Source organism: Martelella lutilitoris, assembly GCF_016598595.1.
Taxonomy (GTDB): Bacteria; Pseudomonadota; Alphaproteobacteria; order Rhizobiales; family Rhizobiaceae; genus Martelella; species Martelella lutilitoris_A.
In genome coordinates this window covers 2,087,318-2,106,740 of record NZ_CP066786.1, presented here as the reverse complement: position 1 = coordinate 2,106,740, position 19,423 = coordinate 2,087,318, and the positions used below count along the sequence as shown (strand labels likewise).

Genomic DNA, 19,423 nt, shown 5'->3' with positions numbered 1-19,423 from the left:
GAGTTTCAGGCTGTGGCGATCATGTCGAGGGCGGATTCGAACAACCGCCTTCCGTCCGTTCCGCCGTGAGCCGGTTCGATCAGGTTTTCCGGATGCGGCATCATGCCCAGCACATTGCCCTGTTCATTGACCAATCCGGCGATGTCGTTGATCGAACCGTTTGGATTGGTGTTCTCCGCATAACGGAACACAACCTGATTGTTGTCCTCGATGCGGGCGAGCTCGTCGGCCTCGGCAAAGTAGTTGCCGTCGTGGTGGGCGACCGGGCAGTTGATGATTTCGCCGGCTTGGTAGGCCGAGGTGAAGGCGGTGCGGTTGTTGGCGACCTGAAGCCGGACCTGGCGGCAGACGAATTTGAGCGAGGCGTTGCGCATCAGCGCGCCGGGCAAAAGGCCGGCCTCGAGCAGGATCTGGAAGCCGTTGCACACGCCGATGACGCGTACCCCGGAACGGGCCTTTTCCGCGACCGCGCGCATGACCGGCATGCGGGCTGCGATCGCCCCGCAGCGCAGATAGTCGCCATAGGAAAAGCCGCCGGGAATGATGATCAGGTCGGCTTCCGGCAGTTCGGTCTCGGTCTGCCAGACGGTCACCGGGTCATGGCCGGATATGGTGCGGATCGCGGCGAACATGTCGCGGTCGCGGTTGAGGCCGGGAAGCTGGATCAATGCGGTTTTCATGGCGTTCGCTTTCTTGCCTTCGCTCAGGCCTGGGTCAGTTCGATCGCGTAATTTTCGATCACCATATTGGCCAGAAGCTTCTCGCACATGGCGGCGACATCGGCCTCGGCCTTGGCGCGGTCGTCTGTGTCAAGCGCAAGGTCGAAGACCTTGCCCTGGCGCGCGGCGGACAGGCCGTCAAATCCAAGACCGTGCAGGGCGCCCTCGATCGCCTTTCCCTGCGGATCGAGAACGCCGTTCTTCAAGGTAACGATGACGCGTGCATTGATCACTGGTTCAATCCTCAATCTGCTATTTGACAAGCACCGGGCCGGCGGCGCGGGCGGGTTCGTTCTCGTTCATGATGCCCAGCCGGCGGGCAATTTCGGAGTGGGCATTGGGTGCTGCGCCACCGCGCGCGTCGCGGTCCATCCGCTGGCGCGTCTGCAGGTCGATGAGGCGGCAGGAATCCGGCGAGATCTCGTCGGCCAGGATGATGCGCATCATGTCGCCTTCGAACAGGCGGCCGCATTCGATCTTGAAATCGACAAGCTGCATGCCGGCGCCGAGAAACAGGCCGGACAGAAAATCGTTGATGCGGATCGCCAGCGCCACCATGTCGTCGAGCTCCGGCGGTACGGCCCAGCCGAAGGCGGTAATGTGCTCTTCTGTCACCAGCGGGTTGTCGAGTTCGTCCGATTTCAGCGAGAACTCGACAATGGAGCGGGGAAGGGGCGTGCCCTCCTCGATGCCGAGCCGGCGCGAAAGCGACCCGGCCGCGATATTGCGGACGGTCAGGATGAGCGGGATCATCTCCACCTCGCGCACGAGCTGCTCGCGCATGTTGAGGCGGCGGATGAAATGGGTGGGAATGCCGATCGCGTTCAAATGGCTGAAGACATATTCGGAGATGCGGTTGTTGAGCACGCCCTTGCCGTCTATGACCTCACCGGAGATGCCCGGCTCGGCATCGTCCTTGAAGAACTGGATCAGCGTTCCGGGCTCGGGGCCTTCATAGAGTATCTTGCCCTTGCCTTCAAAAACCCGGCGGCGACGATTCATTTTTTGTCTCGTATCGTTGGCGTGGCATTGGCCCACGCGTTATTTCAGTCTCTCTCGCTGGAATAGCGAAGTCGTGCGGCTTTCTCAATCAAAACCAAGCGTTTTTCAAGGCATTTGCTTCCAAGGGTTGACGGGGCGGCACCCTCGGAGCCGATTTTATCTTGGATTTTAAACGATCTTATTAAAATAGTTAAATCTGACTGCTTTTCAAATGTCAGTTTTGAAGCCATTCTCGTCTTCAGAGGAAACGAGCCGCCGCGGCGCGGCAACAAGGAGGTGGACATGTCCGGATCGATCTTCACCGATCGCGAGCGTGCCTTCGAGGCAGCCTATGTGCAGCAGGAAGCCGCGCGCTTTCGCGTGATTGCGCGACGCAACCGGATGCTTGCTGCCTGGGCAGCGGACCTTCTTGGCCGCGATGATCTCGAAATATACGCAAGCGAAGTGATCGCCGCTGATTTCACCCATGCCGGCCATGACGACGTTTTGAAGAAGCTGATGCGCGATTTCGCCGAGGCGGGCGTCAATATTGACGAGGAGACCGTGCGGACGAAGATGCAGGCCTTTCTTCAGGCTGCCAGCCGGCAGAGCGAGCAGATCTGAGTTTCAGGAGATATCCCCGCCCAGCAGCATCACGTCAAGCGGGGCGCCGGGCCGCACCGCATCGTCTCCGGGCGGACGGACGATCAGGCAATCGGCGTCGGCCAGGGCGGCGATCAGTGACGAATCCTGGCTCTCGCAGGCAGCGACCCGTTTCTCGCCCCGATCGGTGAAACGGGCGCGCATATAGTGGCGACGCGGCCCGTTGGGTCCGATCGCCTCCGCGGCGAAGGCCCGGCGAAGGCGATTGCTGGCGGGAAGCGCAGCGAGACGACGGATGAGCGGTTCGGCGAAGATCAGCGCGCAGACATAAGCCGAGACGGGATTGCCGGGCAGGCCGAGCACCTTCATGTCGCCGAGATTGCCGACCATGAGCGGTTTGCCCGGCCGCATGGCGATCTTCCAGAAATCGAGCGACATGCCCAAAGACTGCAATGTCGGGCCGACGAGATCGCGGTCGCCGACGGACGCACCGCCGATGGTGATCAGGACATCCGCGCCCCATCGGCGGGCGCGCTGGACCGCAGCCTCGATCGCGGCCACGTTATCACGGGCGATGCCGAGGTCGCGGGTCTCGCCGCCGTTTTCGCGGGCAAGGGATTGCAGCGCAATCCCCGCCGAAGCTGAAATCTGGCCCGGGCCGGGCATTTCTCCCGGCGGCACAAGCTCGTCCCCGGTGGCCAGCACGGCGATTTTCGGACGGCGATGGACGGGCAGCGTCCCGTGGCCGCCGGCGGCGGCGAGAGAGAGGTTGCGCGCGTCAAGCAGACGGCCTTCAGCGAGCAGAACCTGCCCTTCGCGAAAATCCTGCCCGGCGGCGCGGATATTCGCGTTTTTCGCCACAGACTCCGTGATGCGGATACGGTCGCCCATGACTTCCGTATTCTCCTGAATCACGACGCTGTCGGCGCCTGGCGGCAGCGGCGCGCCGGTGAAGATCCGAATCGCGGTACCGGGGGCGACGGACATTTCCGGCGTCTCGCCGGCGGCAACCGTGCCGATCACCGAGAGTGTCGCGCCGGTCGTTGCATCGTCGGACCTGACCGCATAGCCGTCCATGGCAGAGGCGCTGAAGGGCGGCTGGGTGATGCGCGAGAGCAGATCTTCGGCCAGCACGCGACCGTCGGCCTCGACCAGATCGCAGGTTTCCCTATCCGGGATCGGCAATACGCCGTCCAGCAGGATAGCGAGCGCTTCGTCAACGGGCAGAAGCGAGCCGGCCATGATCTATGCCTCCGATCGTTTGTAGTCGCCGCTCGCGCCGCCGGACTTCTCCACGAGGCGGATCGCGCCGATTTCCATCTCCCTGTCGGCCGCCTTGGCCATGTCGTAGATCGTCAGGCAGGCGACGGAAACGGCCGTCAACGCCTCCATCTCTACGCCGGTCTTTCCGGTAAGCCGGGTCGTGGCCGTAACGCGCAGGCCGGGCAGGGCGGCATCGGCAACGATATCGACCGCGATCCTGGTGAGCATCAGCGGGTGGCAGAGCGGAATGAGATTGGCGGTCTGCTTGGCGCCCATGATCCCGGCAAGGCGCGCGGTGGCGATCACGTCACCCTTCTTCGCATTGCCGCTTTCGATCAGCGCCAGCGTCTCGGGCTTCATGCGCACGAAACCTTCTGCCGTGGCCGTGCGAACGGTCTCGTCCTTGCCGCCGACATCGACCATATTGGCCGAGCCGTCGGCCGCGATATGGGTCAGATTTGCGGGCCTGTCGCTCATTGCGCCGGAAGCCCGGCGTCAACGCCAGTCAGAAGCGCGCGTGTCGCGCCAGCAATATCGTCCTTGCGCATCAGGCTCTCGCCGACGAGGAAGGTGGTGATGCCGCTCTTTTTCAGACGTAGACAATCGTCATGGACGAAGATGCCGCTTTCTCCGACGAGCAGCCGGTCGTCCGGCACCATCTTCACCAGGCGTTCGCTGGTCTCGAGCGTAACCTCAAAATTCCTGAGATTACGGTTATTTATACCGATCATTTGAGAGGAAAGCTTAAGCGCGCGCTCGCATTCTTCCTCGTTATGGACCTCAAGCAGCGCATCCATGCCGAGTTCGAAGGCGGTCTCTTCCAGCGCGCAGGCCTCGTCATCGGAAAGGCTTGCCATGATGATCAGGATGCAGTCGGCGCCCCAGGCGCGGGCCTCGTGCACCTGATAGGGCTCGAACATGAAATCCTTGCGCAGCGCGGGCAGGGCGCAGGCATTGCGGGCGGCGGCGAGGAACTCGGGCGCGCCCTGGAAGCTCGGCGTATCGGTGAGCACCGAAAGGCAGGCCGCGCCGCCCGCCTCGTAGGCCCTGGCAAAGGCTGGCGGATCGAAATCCGTGCGGATCAGACCCTTGGAGGGACTCGCCTTCTTGATCTCGGCGATCAGGCCGAAACAGCCCTCGTCCTGTTTGCGACGGAGCGCTTCCAGAAAGCCGCGCGGCTTTTCCTGGTCGGCTGCGCGCGCCTTCAGCTCATCGAGCGAAACCTTCGCCTTGGCGGCGGCGATTTCCTCGCGTTTGTAGGCTTCGATCTTTCGCAGGATGTCGGTCATGGCCGGTCCTCAGCCTTCGCTTTTCTGGTTGGAGACGGCAACGAGCCGATCGAGCGCGAGCGCCGCGTTGCCGCTTTCCAGTGATTGGGCGGCGATCGACATCGCGTCGGCGAGCGTCTCGCCCTTGCCGGCGATCATCAGGGCGGCGGCGGCATTGCAGAGCGCAATGTCGCGATAGGCATTGCGCTCGCCGGAAAGCACCTTGCGCAGCGCCGCGGCGTTGACCTTGCCGTCGCCGCCGCGAAGCGCGTCGAGCGTCACTGCCTCGACGCCGAAATCCTTTGGCGTCAGCGAATATTCGCGGATCTTGCCGTCAGAGAGTTCAGCGATCTGCGTGGTCCCTGTCGTGGTGATTTCGTCGAGCCCTTCGCCGTGCACGACCCAGACGGTCTCGGACCCGAGATCGCGCAGCACCTCGGCGAGCGGCACCAGCCATTGCGGTGCGAACACGCCAAGCAACTGGCTCTTTACGCCGGCCGGGTTCGAAAGCGGGCCGAGAAGATTGAAGATCGTCCGCGTGCCGAGTTCGACCCGCGACGGGCCGACGTGGCGCATGGCCGCATGATGCTTCTGCGCGAACATGAAGCCGATGCCGGCTTCCTCAAGGCAGGCCTCGATGATCTCCGGACCGGTATCCAGTTCCACGCCGAGTTCCGACAGGCTGTCGGCCGTGCCCGAACGCGAACTCAGAGCCCGGTTGCCATGCTTTGCCACCGTCACTCCGGCGCCGGCCGTCACGATGGCGGCCAGCGTCGAGATATTGTAGGTGCCCGCGCCATCGCCTCCGGTGCCAACGATATCGATCGCGTGGTCCGGCGCATTGACCGGCAGCATCTTCGCGCGCATCGTCGTGACGGCGCCGACGATCTCGTCGACCGTCTCGCCCTTGACCCTCAGCGCCATCAGGAAACCGCCGATCTGCGAGGGCGTGGCCTCGCCCGACATCAGGATATCGAAGGCCTGGCGGGATTCCTCGCTCGAAAGCGACTGGCCGTCGGCGACCTTGGCGATGAAGGGTTTCAGTTCGGACATGGCTTTTCTCGCTTACTGCAGGTTCACCGCCTGCTGTGCGAGCGTCTGGTTGATCGAGACGCCGTACTCGCTCTGCAGCTTGTTGATCATTTCATCGAGGATATCGTCTCCGGCCGAAGACGCAATGGCGGTAATGACCTGGTTGTCACCGCTGGTCTCCAGCGTATCGGAAGGATTGACCACGGTCGCCACCGACAGGACGATCTGCTCGGTCCCGCCATCGCGCGGGGCGGTCGCCACGGTTCCGAGCGGGCCGCTGAAGGCCGCGGCGATGGCCTCGGGGCCGAGGTCGCTGTTCTGCGAATTGCGCGTGATCGACGGGCTCTGCTGAACGTCGATGGCAAGATCGTCGGCCACCTGCTGCAGGCTCTCGCCGTTCTCCACGCGCTGTTTCATCTGGTCGGCCCTGGCCGCGAGCGCGTCGCGCTGCTGTTCGGCCGCCCAGTCGGCCTCGACCTGGCTGCGGACCTCATCGAAGGTACGATCGCGCGGCGGGGTAATATCTTCGACCTCATACCAGACCACGCCCCCGTCATTGAGGTTCAACGGCAGGTTCTCAAGGCCGGTATCGCTTTCGAAGGCGGCGCCGACAAGCTCGGTACCCAGCGGAATGTCATCGATCGGGTTGCCGTCCGGATCGCGGCCATTGGCGTCGATGGCGTCGATCGTGACCGCTTCGAGGCCGAGGCTCTGTGCCGCCTCGGCCATGCTGGCGCCGCCGGCGCGCTGGTCCTCGTACTGGTTCTCGACGTTCAGGATGTCGTCGGCGGCCTGCTGTTCGGCAAGCTCCGTGCGGATCTGGTCCTCCACGTCGGCAAGCGGCGTCGTGCTTTCCGGCTGGATATCCGTCACGCGCACGATCACCGGACCGAAATTGCCCTGGACGACGCCGCTGACGCCGCCTTCCTCGGGAATGGCAAAGGCTGCCTCGTCGATCGCCTGGTCGGGGAACCGGCCCTTCTCGTAGATGCCGAGCGTCACGTCGGCCGGCGTGCGACCGGCTTCGGAGACAAGCTGGTCGAAGGTCTTGGTGCCGTCCTCAAGCGCCTGGGCGGCCTGTTCGGCGGTAGCCTGGTCGGCGAAGGTCATCTGCTGGATCCGGCGCTCTTCGGGCGTCGTGTAATTGGCGATCCGAGCCTCGTAATCGGCCCTGACGGCGGCATCGGAGACCGCGCCGGGATCGGCGATGTCGGAAGGGCGGAGCGCGACATAGGAGATCTTGCGATATTCGGGCGCGCGGTAGGCGGCCTGGCGCTGTTCGAACCAGGGCTGAAGAACCTCGTCGCCCGGCGACTTGATCGGCGCGACAAAGGCGTTGTTGAGAACGATATAGTCGACCACGCGGCTCTGGGAGCGGTATTCGCGGATGGCATCCACGAGCGTTTTCGGCGGCACGAAACCGTCAGCCATGCCGTCGACGATCTGGGAACGCACGGCGACTTTGCTGCGCTCGGCCACATAGTCATCCTCGTTGAGGCCGACATTGCGCAGGAGCGCGCTAAAGCGCTGGCGGTCGAATCGCCCGTCGGCGTTCTGGAAGGCGGGATCCTGGGCGATGATCTCGGCAAGCCGGTCTTCGGAGAGGCCGAGATTCATGTCGTCGGCAAGCTGGTCGAGGGCAGCACCCGCAACGAGCTGGGCATAGACCTGCTGGTCGACGCCGATCATGCGGGCTTCCTCGCCGGTCAGCCGGCGGCCGAACTGGTTGCTCAGGCTGTTCATCTGGCGTTGGTAGGCAAGGCGGTATTCATTTGCCGAGACGGTCTTGTCGCCGACCTGTACGACCACATCCGAATTGCCAGAAAACAGCGCGCTCGAGGCGCCCCAGACGCCGAACGAAATGATCAGCAGGATCAGCAGGAGTTTCGCGACCCAGGTCTGGGCGCCTTTGCGCATTGTTTCAAGCATTCTCGAGCGGTCCCTGTTTTCCGGTCATAAGGGTTTGTGACGCTTCTTAGACGAAGATTGAGCGGAATTGAAGCCATAGCTGCATGCGCGGCTAAAACAGGGAGCCCAAGCGAATTAACCAAGCGCTAACCATAAACATTAAGCATGACGGCCAATTCTCCCGTCGCAAGAAGTTCTTAATTTACTGCAGTCCAGAATTGCAGGCATGCGAGACCGGCCGCCGGACAGGGCCGGCGATAAGAGGTTCGAGCGTTTCTTTGCTGGAGGTGACATGCGTAATGTGAGTTTGCGGCTGAAGGCGGCCCGTTCGGTCTTCCTGAGTTCGTCCGCGCTTTTCCTCCTCTGGGGCACGCCGGGCGTTGCAGCCGACTTCCTGTGGACCGGCGCCGAATCGACCGACTGGTACACGGCCAACAACTGGCTCGAAAACGGCGCGGCCACGACCAATACGCCCAAGGCCGGTGACAACGTTACCATCGATACCACGACCAATGCGCCCGTTCTGCCCACCGATGGCGGCACGGAATATATCAACACGATCATTATCGGAAGAACCGCGACCGGTCAGATGACATCGAATGCGACGATCAACGGCGAGAACACCCGCCTTGGTTCGTTGGCCGGCGGCAACGGCACGCTGACGCTCGGTGCAGGCGGCGCGATTCAGATGGATAAGTCGATCATCGTCGGTGATTTCGGTACTGGCAGGATCGGCATGACGGACGGCGCCACCGGGCAGACCGCGTCGATCATTCTCGGCAATTCAGCAGGCAGTTCGGGTACAGTCACGCTTTCCGGCAGCGGAACCAGCCTGAGGACCTACGGCAGCGGCGACAACGGTCTGTCAGTGGCAAACAGCGGTACCGGCACACTGACGGTTTCCAATGGCGCCTATCTGGAATCGGATCAGGCGATCATCGGCCGCCATGCCGGTGGTGAGGGGAGCATCACGCTTTCGGGCACCGGAACGGAATGGAACGGCTATGGGGCAACGACGATCGGTAGCAGTGGCACGGGTACGGTTCTGGTTGAAAGCGGCGCGCATGCGATCAGCGGATCCCTGACGATTGGCGAGAATGCTTCTTCTCTCGACAATGAAGCGACGGTCACCGGCAGCGGTTCACTGTGGAACGTCTATAACGACATTTCGCTCGGCGGCAATGTGAACACCGGCGGCACGGGCGGCGAAGGCACGCTTTCGGTCCTCAATGGCGCGACCATGACCGCAAGCAATGCCTATATCGGCAATGTTTCGGGCGGCGAAGGAACCGCCTATGTCGACGGCGCGGGTTCGAAGCTTCAGCTTTCCGCCTCGCTCAGGGTCGGGCGCAATGGCGATGGCCGCCTGGCGGTTTCCAGCGGCGGTTCCGTTTCGGCGGATTTCGCGCTGGTCGGGGCCAATGAAAACAGCACCGGTCTTCTCGTCATCACCGATGCCGGCAGCGAAATGACGCTCACAAATCGCATGACGGTCGGTGCCACGGGCGAAGGCCTGCTGGATCTGGAAAACGGGGGCACGCTGAACTCGAACGGCGGCATAATCGGGCGCGACGCCGGCAGCGTCGGCGTCGTCGGCGTTCTGGGCGGCGCTGCGTGGAACAATACCTCTACCCTGGATGTCGGTTCCGAAGGCACAGGTCTTCTCGATATTTTCGACGGTGGCACGGTGACCAACGGCACGGCCAGGATCGGGACGAACGCCACGGGACAAGGTGTTGTCGTTGTAAGCGGCGCGGGTTCGTCCTGGGCCGTGGATGGCGGCATCACCGTCGGCGTCGAGGGCGAAGGCCTCTTGCTCGTGACCGATGGCGGCACCGTCACCTCCACGGCGAGCACGCTTGGATCCGCCGCCGATTCGATCGGCATCGCGATGATCGACGGCGCCGGGTCGTCATGGGCGATCGAAGGCGACCTGACAGTCGGCGAGGACGGCAATGGTGCGCTGGTTCTGTCAGACGAGGGAACGCTTTCGGCCGACAACCTTGTGCTGGCAGAAAATTCCGGCTCGGTCGGCATCCTTGTCATCGGCTCGATCCCCGACGAGGATCCTGCGGCTCCCGGAGCGCTTGACGTCAACGAGCTGTCCTTCGGCGACGGACAGGGCTATCTCATCTTCAACCACACCTCCTCGGACTATGAGTTTTCGAGCCCGATCAGCGGCACGGTCGATATCGAAGCCTATGCCGGCACGACCATTCTGACGGCCGACAACACCAATGAAGGCAACACCTATATCGACACGGGCGCTGAAATCCAGGTCGGCAATGGCGGTATGACCGGCACGCTGCAGGGCAATGCGGCAATCGAAACCGGCGGCAAGCTGAGCTTTGCCCGCTCCGACGACATCGAATTCGCCGGCCTCCTGCGCGGCACCGGCACGGTCTCGCAGAAAGGGCCGGGCACGCTGCGGCTGACGGCCGACAACGACCAGTTCGCAGGCACGCTCGAGGCGGAAAGCGGCACCTTCCTGGTGGACGGTTCGCTTCGCGGCACGAAAGCGGATATCAAGGCCGGCGCATCCTTCGGCGGCTCGGGCGAGATCGGCTCGACCACGGTGCGCACCGGCGGCACCTTCCTTTCCGGCGACGAGAAGGGGTCGATCACGGTCAATGGCGACCTCGACTTCGAACCGGACGCGACCTATGCGGCCGTGATCCAGACCAGCCAGGTTCCGGCCAAGGTCACCGGCACGGTTGCCTTCGATGAAACCGAGCTCGATGTCGACTTTGTCGATGGCGGCGAGTTGAAGCAGCAATATACGCTGCTGGAGGCCGGCGAAATCACCGGCACCTATGAGGCGCCGCTTGCCTCGCTGCCCTCGCAGTTCCGCGGAACGATCTCGCAGGATGCGAACAGGCTCAACATGTCGCTCGCCTATGTCGGCGGCAATTTCAATTTCTCCGCCCTCGGCAGGGGCGTCAACGATCAGCTGGTCAAGGCCTTTAACGACGGCGTGCCGCTGACGGGAACCTTGTCTGCCGGCATGCTGCAATCGGGCAGCGCCTATGAGGCGGCGATGACGACCCTTGGCGGCGAACTGGGCATCAACGCGACGATGACGGCCAATCTCGGCATGCAGGATTTCCTGCGCCGCTCGTCCAATCCAAGCCGGTTGTTCGCCGGATGGCGGCCGATCGAGGAAAAGGACGAGGACACGCTTCCTTCGGCAGGCGAAACATCAGCGCTTGCCTACTGGAACCTCGGCACGCCGTCGAGCCGCCAACCGCAATGGGACTGGGCCTCGGCCGGTCGCGGCGCGACCTATGGAGGAGCTTACGGAAGTTCCTACGGCGCGCCCTACGCGCCATATCGCTCCCTGACGCCGGCCAATTCGATCTGGCTGGAGTATAACGGCGAGACGGCGAGCGTGGACGGCGATTCAGGCGCCGGCAATTCCGGCGCCGACATCACGGGCAATATCGTCGAGGGTGGCTATCTCGCCCAGCTGGACGATACGACCGCGATCGGTTTTGTCTTCGGCGGCGGGCAGACGCGCTACGACCAGACCGAACAGAACGGCTCGGCCGATAGCCAATCTCTTCATGCCGCCGTCACGGCGGCCGGGCAGACCGCGCAGGGGCTTTACGGCCTGGCAACCGTCGGTCTCGGCGTCGACAGTATCGACACCGAGCGCACCGTTGCCTTCGGAACGACGAGCGACCGGCTGCGCGGCAGCTATTCCGCGACCACGTTCGGCGGTCGGTTCGAGGCGGGGGGCCGCATCGTCAACGGCGGCATGGCCTTCATACCGTTTGCAGCGGCAAGCGCTGTCTACACCAGCGCGCCGTCCTATCAAGAGGAGGTTGCCGCCGGGCTTGGCAGTTCGGCGCTTGCCTATTCCGATTCCAGTCTTTTCCGGGGAACCGTCGAGGCCGGCCTCGGCTTTGACACGGCGGCCGGGGACTATGCGCAGCGCTTCTCGTTCAATTCGCGCGTCTCCTATCTCTACCGCTATGGCGGCGGCGGCAATGCGAACGCCAGCTTCCTGGCCTTGCCCGGCTACGGTTTCTCCATCTCCAGCAATGCGCCGACGGGCAGCGCCGTCACGGCCAATATCGGCGCGCGCATCCAGCTGACGCCGCAGGCCGATCTTTCGCTCGGCGCCTACGGCGAATGGGGCGCGGAATATTCGGCGCTGATCGCCTCGGCCAAGCTGCGCTACATCTGGTAGCGCCGCTCTGACAGGCCCTTGCGGGCGGGTTTCGACAATCGCTTGAAGCTCGTCTGCTTTCATGCCATCAAGGGTGCCTCTCAAAGGAGGAGCCTGATGTCTCTTTCGCACCGAGCCACGCGTCCGCTTGATCACCTCGTGCTGCCCGTCGTCGACCTGGCGACGGCAAGGCTTCGGCTGAGCGCGCTCGGCTTCAGCGTCGCGCCGGAGGCTCGCCACCCGTTCGGCACTGAAAACGCCTGCGTCTATTTCACCGACGGCACCTATCTCGAACCACTCGGGATCGCCGATCTGCAGATCTACGGGAATCACATTCGCGACGGCCTCGAATTCGTGGCGCGCGACCGCGCCTTCCGCTTCCGCGTTGGCGAGGATGGGCTGTCAGCAATCGTGTTCAAGAGCGAGGACGCGTCCGCCGACCACGAGGCTTTTGCGGCGGAAGGCATCGCCGCGGGCGGTCTCTTCCGCTTTACGCGCCGGTTCCAGCGCGAGGACGGCAGCGAGGCGGAAGCCGGTTTCCGGCTGGCCTTCGCGGCGGATCCGCGCGCGCCGGACCTCTTCTTCTTCACTTGCGAGCGGCTGTTGCCGTTGAGCCCGCCGGAAGCGCTGATGGCGCACCAGAACGGCGTGACGGGCATTGCCGAAGTGCTGATCGGCGAGGATAACCCGATGGAATTCGAGCCCCTGCTGCAGCAGCTCGGCCATTGCCATGAAACGGAGATCCATCCACACGGCGTGACGGTGGAGGGGATCGGCGCAGACATCTCCATCTTTACCCATGCGCATCTGAGCGATCGCTTCGGGATTTCCCCGCCTGACACAGGACGCGGTCTTGTCGGCAGGGCGATTGCCTTCGAGGCAGCGGATATCGGCAATACCGCTGATATTCTCGCCAAGAACGCGGTTCAGCACATAGCGGCGGACGGAATGATCTGCGTTCCGCCTGCGCCCGGACAGGGCGTGACATTCATATTCAAGGAAGCATGACATGAACAATCGGACCGTTTCGGCCGGTGAGGGCGCGGCGAAGGTTGCCTTTTCCAACGACGGAAAACTGTCGCTGATTGCCGGACCCTGCCAGATGGAAAGCCGCGACCACGCCTTCATGATGGCGGGGCGACTGGTCGAGATCTGCCGCGATGCCGGGATCGGCCTCGTCTACAAATCCTCCTTCGACAAGGCCAACCGCACCTCGCTCAATGCCGAGCGCGGCATGGGTCTGGAGAAATCGCTGGAAGTCTTTTCCGATCTGAAGCAGGAGTTCGGCTTCCCGGTGCTGACCGACATTCATACGGAAGCGCAATGCGCAGAGGTGGCGAACGTCGTCGATGTGCTGCAGATCCCCGCGTTCCTGTGCCGGCAAACCGACCTTTTGATCGCCGCCGCAAAGACCGGACGTGTCATCAATGTCAAAAAGGGTCAGTTCCTGGCGCCCTGGGACATGAAGAACGTGCTCGCCAAGATCGTCGACAGCGGCAATGACAACGTGCTTCTCTGCGAGCGCGGCGTCTCCTTCGGCTACAACACGCTGGTCTCCGACATGCGCGCTCTGCCGATCATGGCCGAAACCGGCGCGCCGGTGATCTTCGATGCCACCCATTCGGTGCAGCAGCCGGGCGGGCAGGGCGGCGCGACCGGCGGCCAACGCGAATTCGTGGAAACCCTGGCGCGCGCGGCCGTTGCAACGGGCGTTGCCGGCGTCTTTATCGAAACCCATCAGGACCCCGACAACGCGCCATCCGACGGGCCGAACATGGTTCCGCTTGATCAGATGCCGCGACTTCTTGAAAAACTTCTCGCTTTTGACGCAATCGCGAAGGAAAGATAGTCTCGGCTGAGGCGGGCGTCCGCATTTTCATGGCGTCCGCCCGGAAAATTTTTCATTCGTCATAGTTCTGGCGAATGAACTGCTTTATGCAGTTTTGCTGCAATGCTCAGGTGACCCAAGACGCCGGACGCATTAAGAAAAATCCCAGCGCCTCGGCGCGCCCGTTACAAATTCGAACAGCAAGGTCGACAGGTAGACAGACATGACGACAATCACCGACATTCTCGCCCGTGAAATCCTCGACAGCCGTGGCAATCCCACGGTCGAGGTGGATGTGTATCTGGAAGACGGCACCATCGGGCGCGCCGCCGTGCCTTCGGGCGCATCGACCGGCGCGCATGAGGCCGTTGAGCTGCGTGACGGCGGCGAGCGCTATCTGGGCAAGGGCGTCGAGAAGGCCGTCAATGCCGTCAATACGGAAATCCTCGAAGCCATCGTCGGCCTGGATGTCGAGAACCAGATGGAAATCGACCAGACGATGATCGAGCTCGATGGCACGTCGAACAAGGGCCGTCTCGGCGCCAACGCCATCCTCGGCGTTTCGCTCGCTTCCGCCAAGGCCGCGGCGACGGCCTGCGGCCTGCCGCTCTACCGTTATGTCGGCGGCACCTTCGCCCATCTCCTGCCGGTTCCGATGATGAACATCATCAATGGCGGCGAACACGCCGACAACCCGATCGACTTCCAGGAATTCATGATCATGCCCGTCGGCGCCGACACGCTGCGCGACGCCGTGCGGATGGGCTCGGAGATCTTCCACACGCTGAAGAAGGAACTCTCCGCCGGCGGCTTCAACACCGCGATCGGCGACGAGGGCGGTTTCGCTCCGGCGCTTCCCAGCACCATCTCCGCGCTCGACTTCATCATGAAGTCGATCGAAAAGGCCGGCTACAAGCCGGGCGATGACGTCTATCTCGCCATGGATGCCGCCTCGACCGAATTCTACAAGGACGGCAAGTACGAGATGGAAGGCGAGGGCAAGACCTTCTCTTCCGGAGAAATGGCCGCCTATCTCGCCGACCTCATCGGCAAGTACCCGATCTTCTCGATCGAGGACGGCCTGGCCGAAGACGACTGGGATGGCTGGAAGGAACTGACGTCGATGATCGGCGGCAAGTGCCAGCTCGTCGGCGACGACCTGTTCGTCACCAACACCAAGCGCCTGAAGGACGGGATCAAGATGGGCGTCGGCAACTCGCTGCTCGTCAAGGTCAACCAGATCGGCTCGCTGACGGAAACGCTCGACGCCGTCGAGACCGCCCACAAGGCCGGCTACACCTCGGTCATGTCACACCGTTCGGGCGAAACCGAGGACGCCACGATCGCCGACCTCGCCGTTGCCACCAATTGCGGTCAGATCAAGACCGGTTCTCTGTCGCGCTCCGACCGTCTGGCGAAATACAACCAGCTGATCCGCATCGAGGAAGAACTCGGCGCCCAGGCCGTCTTTGCCGGAAAGTCGATCCTGAAGGCCTGATCGGCCTGAAGGTTTGCTGTTTGATTTGGTCTGAGATGCCCGTGGCCTGTGCCGCGGGCATTTTTCTTGGATGGGTGTAGAGGCGGGGCCGATCGGAGCCCCCGCCTTTCTATTCGTGGCGCAGAGCCTCGATCGGGTTCATACGGGCCGCGCGGCGGGCGGGGAAGAAGCCGAAGATGATGCCGATCAACGCCGAGAAGGCAAACGCACCGAGGATCATCCAGGGGGCGATGACGAAAGGCACGGAGAGATACTGAACCACCGCATAGGCGACGGCAAGACCCGCCACCACGCCGACAATGCCGCCAAGCAGCGACAGCACGACCGCCTCGACCATGAACTGAAGCAGCACCTGGCGTTCCAGTGCCCCGACGGTCAACCGCAGCCCGATCTCGCGGGTACGCTCGGTCACCGATACGAGCATGATGTTCATGATGCCGATGCCGCCCACAAGCAGGCTGACGGCCGCTACGGCGGTCAGCATGCCGGTGAGATGGCTTTTCGTGCCGGTCACGGCATTGGCGATCTCGGTCATGTCGTTGACTTCGAAATCATTGGCCCGTCCGGGCTGGATGTTGCGGCGCTGGCGGAGGAGGGCGGTGACGTCGGCCTCGAGATTTTCGGTCGAAACGCCATCGCGCGCGGCCAGAAGGATGCTCTCGATATAGCTGTCGCCGCCGACGCGGCGCTGGAAGGCGCTGATCGGCATCAGCACGATGTCGTCCTGGTCGCGGCCCATGCTGCTCTCGCCCTTTTCCCCGAGCGTGCCGATCACCGCGCAGGAAACATTGCCGACGCGCACATTGCTGCCGACAGGGTCATTCTCGCCAAACAGTTCGCGCCGCACGGTTGCGCCGAGAATGCAGGCGGTGTCGCCGCCGCCGGACGCCGCCGCGCGGGAGAAATCGCTACCGGTCTCGATAGACCAGTCCTGGGCGGCGAGAAAATCGTCATTGGTGCCGATCACTGTCGTCCTGCGGTTCTCGCCCTCGGCAACGACCGTCACCGTCGAGATATTCTGCGGCGCGACGGCGCGCAGATCCGGCACCTGGTTGCGCAATGCGGCGATATCGCGCTCGCTGAAGCCCTTTGCAGCCTCCGCCGGCGCGCCGGGCGCCCGCTGGCCGGGCCTGACGAACAGGATATCGGTTCCAAGGCGGGCGACCTCGCTGCGCACCTGTTCGGCCGTGCCGTTGCCGATCGTGACCATGGCGATCACCGCCGAAACGCCGATGACAACGCCGAGGACGGTCAGGAAGGAGCGCAGCAGGTTACGGCGGACGGCGCGAAGCGCAAGCTTGATCATCTCAAGAAACATGGCCGTTCTCCTGTCTGTCACCGCGTCCCGGCCGGTAGCCGCGCTCGAGCGCGCCATCGAGGAACTGCATGCGGCGGCTGGCATAGCGCGCCACGTTCTCCTCATGCGTCACCATGACGACGGTGATGCCGATCTCGGTGTTGAGGCCGGTGATCAGTTCCATGATCTCGTTGCTGGTGCGGGTATCAAGGCTGCCGGTCGGCTCGTCGGCGAGCAGGACGGCGGGCTCCGTGATCAGCGCGCGAGCGATCGCCACGCGCTGCTGCTGGCCGCCGGAAAGCTCCTGCGTGCGCTGGTCGAGACGATCGGCGAGACCGACCTGGGAAAGCGCGAACTCGGCCCGCTCGCGCCGCTCCCGACGGTTGACGCCACGATAGAGCAGGGGCAGTTCCACATTCTCGAGCGCCGAGGAGCGCGGCAGAAGATTGTAGCGCTGGAAGACGAAGGCCAGGAGGTGGCGGCGCAGCAGGGTCAGCTTCGTCGTCTTCAGTTCGGTCGTGTCGACCCCCTGAAAATAGAACTGCCCGCTGGTTGGCCGGTCGAGCCAGCCGAGGATGTTCATCGCCGTCGACTTTCCTGACCCGGAAGGTCCCATGATCGACACGAACTCGCCGGCCTCGATCGCGAAATCGACGCCGTTGAGGGCGACGATCTCGGCCTCGCCGGTGCCATAGGTCTTGTAGACATTGCGGAATTCGATGAGCGGCGCCGTCGTCATGATCCTACCTCACTGCCCGTTTCTGCCGGTTGCGGTGATGACCTTGTCACCGGCGCGCAGATCGCCGCCGGTCACGGCGGAAAACCGGCCGTCGCTGGCGCCGACCGTGATCTCAACCGCCATGGGTTCGCCGTTGCGCAGGATCCAGACCGTGCGCGCGTCGCCCTCTGCGGAGCCGGCCGCCTCGCCGGGCGGGGTGAAGCGCAGCGCCGCATTCGGGACCAGAACGGCGTCCGGCGTCTCGTCCACGAGAATATCGGCCGTTGCCGTCATGCCCTGGCGCAGGAGCAGGTCCGAATTGTCGACGGCAAGCACGGCCTTGTAGGTCACGACATCGCTGTTGAGTTCGGAGGCATAGCGGATCGACCGGATCTCGGCCGGAAAGCGTCGGCCGGGAAAGGCCTCGACCGCGAACGACGCCTTCTGGCCCGGCTCGACCTGGCCGACATCGGCTTCGTCGACATTCACCCGGAGCTCCATCTCCGTCAGATTGCCGGCGATCACGAACAGTGTCGGGGCTTCGAGCGAGGCGGCGACGGTCTGGCCGACATCGACATTGCGGTAGAGCACGACGCCATCGATCGGCGAGCGGATGGTGGCCTTGCTGAGGCGCAGTTCGGCAAGCTCGAGCTCGGCGTTCGCCACCGCAAGCCGCGCCTCGGCGCTCTGCTGGTCGGCAAGGGCCGCGGCATGGGCGAACTGCGCGTCCTCCAGTTCCTGGCGCGGCGCAACGTCGCGCTCGGCGAGCGTGCGCGTGCGCTCCATCGTCGCCTTGGCGGATTCGAGATCGGATTTAGCCGCCGCGACATCGGCCTCGGCGGCAGCAAGCTTCGCCTTGGCGCTCAGGATATCGGCCCTCAGCTCGTCGGTCTCCAGTTCAAGGAGCGTGTCGCCTGCCTTGACCGCGTCATTGAAGTCGGCGCGCACGGCCTTCACCGTGCCCGACAGTTCGCTCGATATGTCGACCCTGACCGTCGGCTCAATCGCGCCGGTGGCCGCGACCGTCACCGTCATTGGCCCGCGCTCGATCTCCTCTGTGACATAGGTTGGCTTTGCCGCGACGATCTGCAGATCGCCGGATGTCAGATAGCGGTAGCCGGCATAGCCGCCGGCAGCCAGCAGGACGACGAGGATGATCGCCCCCCAGGGCATACGAAAACCGCGCCGGGGCTTGTCATCGCCAAGGATGGCATGAATATCAGGCACTTGCGGGCGAGGGCGCTCATTGGCATCCGCGCCGCCGCGCCGGCCGGTTCTGTCCATGTCGGAGGACATTGTCGAATAGCTCCTGTCTGGGGCTGCGCATTTGACGATTTGCCGCGACTATGGCCACGAAGCGGCGCGCATGCAAGCCGTTGCCGAAGCGAAAATGAGGCCGGTGCGCGGACGATCCGTTCAGGCCCCGAAGCCAACGCCCGCATTCGGCCTGGCCGCCTGCCGTCTCACGCGATAGCCTCGGAAACGAATCGTGTTATCGTAAAGTCAATGAAAGTTCGAACGCGGCGCCGGACGCCGGGAAGAACAGAACGCACATCCGTGGAGGAAATCCCTTGAGCCATCGTCGTCTTGCAGCCATTGTCACCACGGCGTTCCTGAGCGTCGCGTCGTTCAGCCCGGCCTCTGCGACATTGCCGGACGGCGCAAGCTCTCTCAGCGAAACCTATCAGGACTGGCGCGTCGAATGCGTCTCGAACGGAGAGACTGACCGCTGCGTGATGGTTCAGGTTCAGGTTGCGCAGGAAGGCGGGCAGCGCGTCATTTCCGTCGAGCTCAATGCGCCGGCCGCCGATCAGGCCCAGGGCGTCGTCGTGATGCCGTTCGGCTTTGCCCTGGCCCAGGGCGTCACGCTTTCGATCGATGCGGAGACCGACGGCCCGAAATTCGGGTTTTCGACTTGTCTGCCGCAGGGCTGCTTTGTTCCGGTGTCGATCGATGCGAACATGCTTGATCGCCTGAAGAGCGGCGGCACGCTTCACATCAAGGGCATGCCGATCAATGGCAATGAGATGGTCGACTACACGATCTCCCTCAAAGGGTTCACCGCTGCCTTTAACCGCTTGAATGCGTTGCGTTAAATCGCTGCGCTATTTCCCGTATGCAAACGGCTCCGCGAACA

The 19,423-nt window shown here is 63.4% G+C and carries 18 protein-coding genes; 6 read left to right on the top strand and 12 right to left on the bottom strand.

The features are described from left to right. Window positions 1-5: 5 nt before the first annotated feature. Genes purQ through JET14_RS09905 form a run of 4 tightly spaced genes read right to left on the bottom strand, consistent with a single transcriptional unit; the run spans window position 6 to window position 1,951 of the window. Complete coding sequence (purQ, locus tag JET14_RS09920) at window positions 6-680, bottom strand: phosphoribosylformylglycinamidine synthase subunit PurQ (protein WP_200337866.1); 675 nt, start codon at window positions 678-680, stop codon at window positions 6-8. Between the two features lie 23 nt (window positions 681-703). Further along, window positions 704-952, bottom strand: a complete 249-nt coding sequence (gene purS, locus JET14_RS09915; protein WP_024707875.1) for a phosphoribosylformylglycinamidine synthase subunit PurS — start codon at window positions 950-952, stop codon at window positions 704-706. Window positions 953-971: 19 nt separating this feature from the next. Then, entirely contained in the window at window positions 972-1,721 is a 750-nt protein-coding gene (locus tag JET14_RS09910; RefSeq protein WP_200337865.1) for a phosphoribosylaminoimidazolesuccinocarboxamide synthase, read from the bottom strand. A 44-nt stretch (window positions 1,722-1,765) separates the two neighbouring features. Next, the gene (locus JET14_RS09905) at window positions 1,766-1,951 is read right to left on the bottom strand and encodes a hypothetical protein (RefSeq protein ID WP_200337864.1); all 186 of its coding nucleotides are present in this window, start codon (window positions 1,949-1,951) and stop codon (window positions 1,766-1,768) included. A 52-nt stretch (window positions 1,952-2,003) separates the two neighbouring features. On the opposite strand from JET14_RS09905, the gene JET14_RS09900 reads away from it, so the two are divergent. Further along, window positions 2,004-2,324, top strand: a complete 321-nt coding sequence (locus JET14_RS09900; protein ID WP_200337863.1) for a DUF1476 domain-containing protein — start codon at window positions 2,004-2,006, stop codon at window positions 2,322-2,324. Window positions 2,325-2,327: 3 nt separating this feature from the next. Here JET14_RS09900 and JET14_RS09895 read toward each other — a convergent pair whose 3' ends face one another. From JET14_RS09895 to JET14_RS09875, 5 genes are read right to left on the bottom strand one after another with little or no spacing between them, the layout of a single operon-like run. Next, window positions 2,328-3,545: a molybdopterin molybdotransferase MoeA gene (locus JET14_RS09895; protein WP_200337862.1), complete on the bottom strand. Its 1,218-nt coding sequence runs from the start codon at window positions 3,543-3,545 to the stop codon at window positions 2,328-2,330. Between the two features lie 3 nt (window positions 3,546-3,548). Next, a complete protein-coding gene (gene moaC, locus JET14_RS09890; protein WP_200337861.1) occupies window positions 3,549-4,043 on the bottom strand; it encodes a cyclic pyranopterin monophosphate synthase MoaC in 495 nt (164 codons plus the stop codon). Continuing rightward, window positions 4,040-4,855 (bottom strand): indole-3-glycerol phosphate synthase TrpC, encoded by an 816-nt coding sequence (gene trpC, locus JET14_RS09885; protein ID WP_200337860.1) that lies wholly within the window; start codon window positions 4,853-4,855, stop codon window positions 4,040-4,042. Before trpC ends, moaC begins: the two co-directional genes overlap by 4 nt. Before the next feature lie 9 nt (window positions 4,856-4,864). Continuing rightward, window positions 4,865-5,887, bottom strand: a complete 1,023-nt coding sequence (gene trpD, locus JET14_RS09880; RefSeq protein ID WP_200337859.1) for an anthranilate phosphoribosyltransferase — start codon at window positions 5,885-5,887, stop codon at window positions 4,865-4,867. A 12-nt stretch (window positions 5,888-5,899) separates the two neighbouring features. Then, complete coding sequence (locus tag JET14_RS09875; RefSeq protein ID WP_200337858.1) at window positions 5,900-7,795, bottom strand: SurA N-terminal domain-containing protein; 1,896 nt, start codon at window positions 7,793-7,795, stop codon at window positions 5,900-5,902. A gap of 271 nt (window positions 7,796-8,066) precedes the next feature. Here JET14_RS09875 and JET14_RS09870 point away from each other — a divergent pair, with 271 nt between their 5' ends. The 4 genes from JET14_RS09870 (at window position 8,067) to eno (ending at window position 15,271) form a co-directional block, all read left to right on the top strand. After that, complete coding sequence (locus JET14_RS09870; RefSeq protein WP_200337857.1) at window positions 8,067-11,966, top strand: autotransporter domain-containing protein; 3,900 nt, start codon at window positions 8,067-8,069, stop codon at window positions 11,964-11,966. Between the two features lie 96 nt (window positions 11,967-12,062). Next, window positions 12,063-12,953 carry a VOC family protein gene (locus tag JET14_RS09865; protein WP_200337856.1) on the top strand — a complete coding sequence of 297 codons (891 nt, stop codon included), beginning with the start codon at window positions 12,063-12,065 and terminating at the stop codon, window positions 12,951-12,953. Window position 12,954: 1 nt separating this feature from the next. Then, window positions 12,955-13,794: a 3-deoxy-8-phosphooctulonate synthase gene (kdsA, locus tag JET14_RS09860; RefSeq protein ID WP_200337855.1), complete on the top strand. Its 840-nt coding sequence runs from the start codon at window positions 12,955-12,957 to the stop codon at window positions 13,792-13,794. A gap of 202 nt (window positions 13,795-13,996) precedes the next feature. Then, window positions 13,997-15,271, top strand: a complete 1,275-nt coding sequence (eno, locus tag JET14_RS09855) for a phosphopyruvate hydratase (RefSeq protein WP_138749032.1) — start codon at window positions 13,997-13,999, stop codon at window positions 15,269-15,271. A gap of 109 nt (window positions 15,272-15,380) precedes the next feature. Here eno and JET14_RS09850 read toward each other — a convergent pair whose 3' ends face one another. The 3 genes from JET14_RS09850 to JET14_RS09840 are packed head-to-tail and all read right to left on the bottom strand — an operon-like array spanning window position 15,381 to window position 18,582. Next, window positions 15,381-16,589 carry an ABC transporter permease gene (locus tag JET14_RS09850; protein WP_200337854.1) on the bottom strand — a complete coding sequence of 403 codons (1,209 nt, stop codon included), beginning with the start codon at window positions 16,587-16,589 and terminating at the stop codon, window positions 15,381-15,383. Beyond that, window positions 16,579-17,307, bottom strand: coding sequence for an ABC transporter ATP-binding protein (locus JET14_RS09845; protein WP_200337853.1), 729 nt, complete (start codon window positions 17,305-17,307; stop codon window positions 16,579-16,581). Before JET14_RS09845 ends, JET14_RS09850 begins: the two co-directional genes overlap by 11 nt. Before the next feature lie 9 nt (window positions 17,308-17,316). Beyond that, window positions 17,317-18,582, bottom strand: coding sequence for an efflux RND transporter periplasmic adaptor subunit (locus tag JET14_RS09840; RefSeq protein WP_246750588.1), 1,266 nt, complete (start codon window positions 18,580-18,582; stop codon window positions 17,317-17,319). A gap of 275 nt (window positions 18,583-18,857) precedes the next feature. On the opposite strand from JET14_RS09840, the gene JET14_RS09835 reads away from it, so the two are divergent. After that, window positions 18,858-19,382 (top strand): invasion associated locus B family protein, encoded by a 525-nt coding sequence (locus JET14_RS09835; protein ID WP_200337852.1) that lies wholly within the window; start codon window positions 18,858-18,860, stop codon window positions 19,380-19,382. Window positions 19,383-19,423 lie beyond the last annotated feature (41 nt).

What these genes read in the sequence shown, in the direction of transcription:
- purQ (WP_200337866.1), bottom strand. Translation starts at nt 680, where the DNA reads ATGAAAACCGCATTGATCCAGCTTCCCGGCCTCAACCGCGACCGCGAC.
- JET14_RS09910 (WP_200337865.1), bottom strand. Translation starts at nt 1,721, where the DNA reads ATGAATCGTCGCCGCCGGGTTTTTGAAGGCAAGGGCAAGATACTCTAT.
- JET14_RS09905 (WP_200337864.1), bottom strand. Translation starts at nt 1,951, where the DNA reads ATGGCTTCAAAACTGACATTTGAAAAGCAGTCAGATTTAACTATTTTA.
- JET14_RS09900 (WP_200337863.1), top strand. Translation starts at nt 2,004, where the DNA reads ATGTCCGGATCGATCTTCACCGATCGCGAGCGTGCCTTCGAGGCAGCC.
- JET14_RS09895 (WP_200337862.1), bottom strand. Translation starts at nt 3,545, where the DNA reads ATGGCCGGCTCGCTTCTGCCCGTTGACGAAGCGCTCGCTATCCTGCTG.
- moaC (WP_200337861.1), bottom strand. Translation starts at nt 4,043, where the DNA reads ATGAGCGACAGGCCCGCAAATCTGACCCATATCGCGGCCGACGGCTCG.
- trpC (WP_200337860.1), bottom strand. Translation starts at nt 4,855, where the DNA reads ATGACCGACATCCTGCGAAAGATCGAAGCCTACAAACGCGAGGAAATC.
- trpD (WP_200337859.1), bottom strand. Translation starts at nt 5,887, where the DNA reads ATGTCCGAACTGAAACCCTTCATCGCCAAGGTCGCCGACGGCCAGTCG.
- JET14_RS09875 (WP_200337858.1), bottom strand. Translation starts at nt 7,795, where the DNA reads ATGCTTGAAACAATGCGCAAAGGCGCCCAGACCTGGGTCGCGAAACTC.
- JET14_RS09870 (WP_200337857.1), top strand. Translation starts at nt 8,067, where the DNA reads ATGCGTAATGTGAGTTTGCGGCTGAAGGCGGCCCGTTCGGTCTTCCTG.
- JET14_RS09865 (WP_200337856.1), top strand. Translation starts at nt 12,063, where the DNA reads ATGTCTCTTTCGCACCGAGCCACGCGTCCGCTTGATCACCTCGTGCTG.
- kdsA (WP_200337855.1), top strand. Translation starts at nt 12,955, where the DNA reads ATGAACAATCGGACCGTTTCGGCCGGTGAGGGCGCGGCGAAGGTTGCC.
- eno (WP_138749032.1), top strand. Translation starts at nt 13,997, where the DNA reads ATGACGACAATCACCGACATTCTCGCCCGTGAAATCCTCGACAGCCGT.
- JET14_RS09850 (WP_200337854.1), bottom strand. Translation starts at nt 16,589, where the DNA reads ATGTTTCTTGAGATGATCAAGCTTGCGCTTCGCGCCGTCCGCCGTAAC.
- JET14_RS09845 (WP_200337853.1), bottom strand. Translation starts at nt 17,307, where the DNA reads ATGACGACGGCGCCGCTCATCGAATTCCGCAATGTCTACAAGACCTAT.
- JET14_RS09840 (WP_246750588.1), bottom strand. Translation starts at nt 18,582, where the DNA reads ATGTCCTCCGACATGGACAGAACCGGCCGGCGCGGCGGCGCGGATGCC.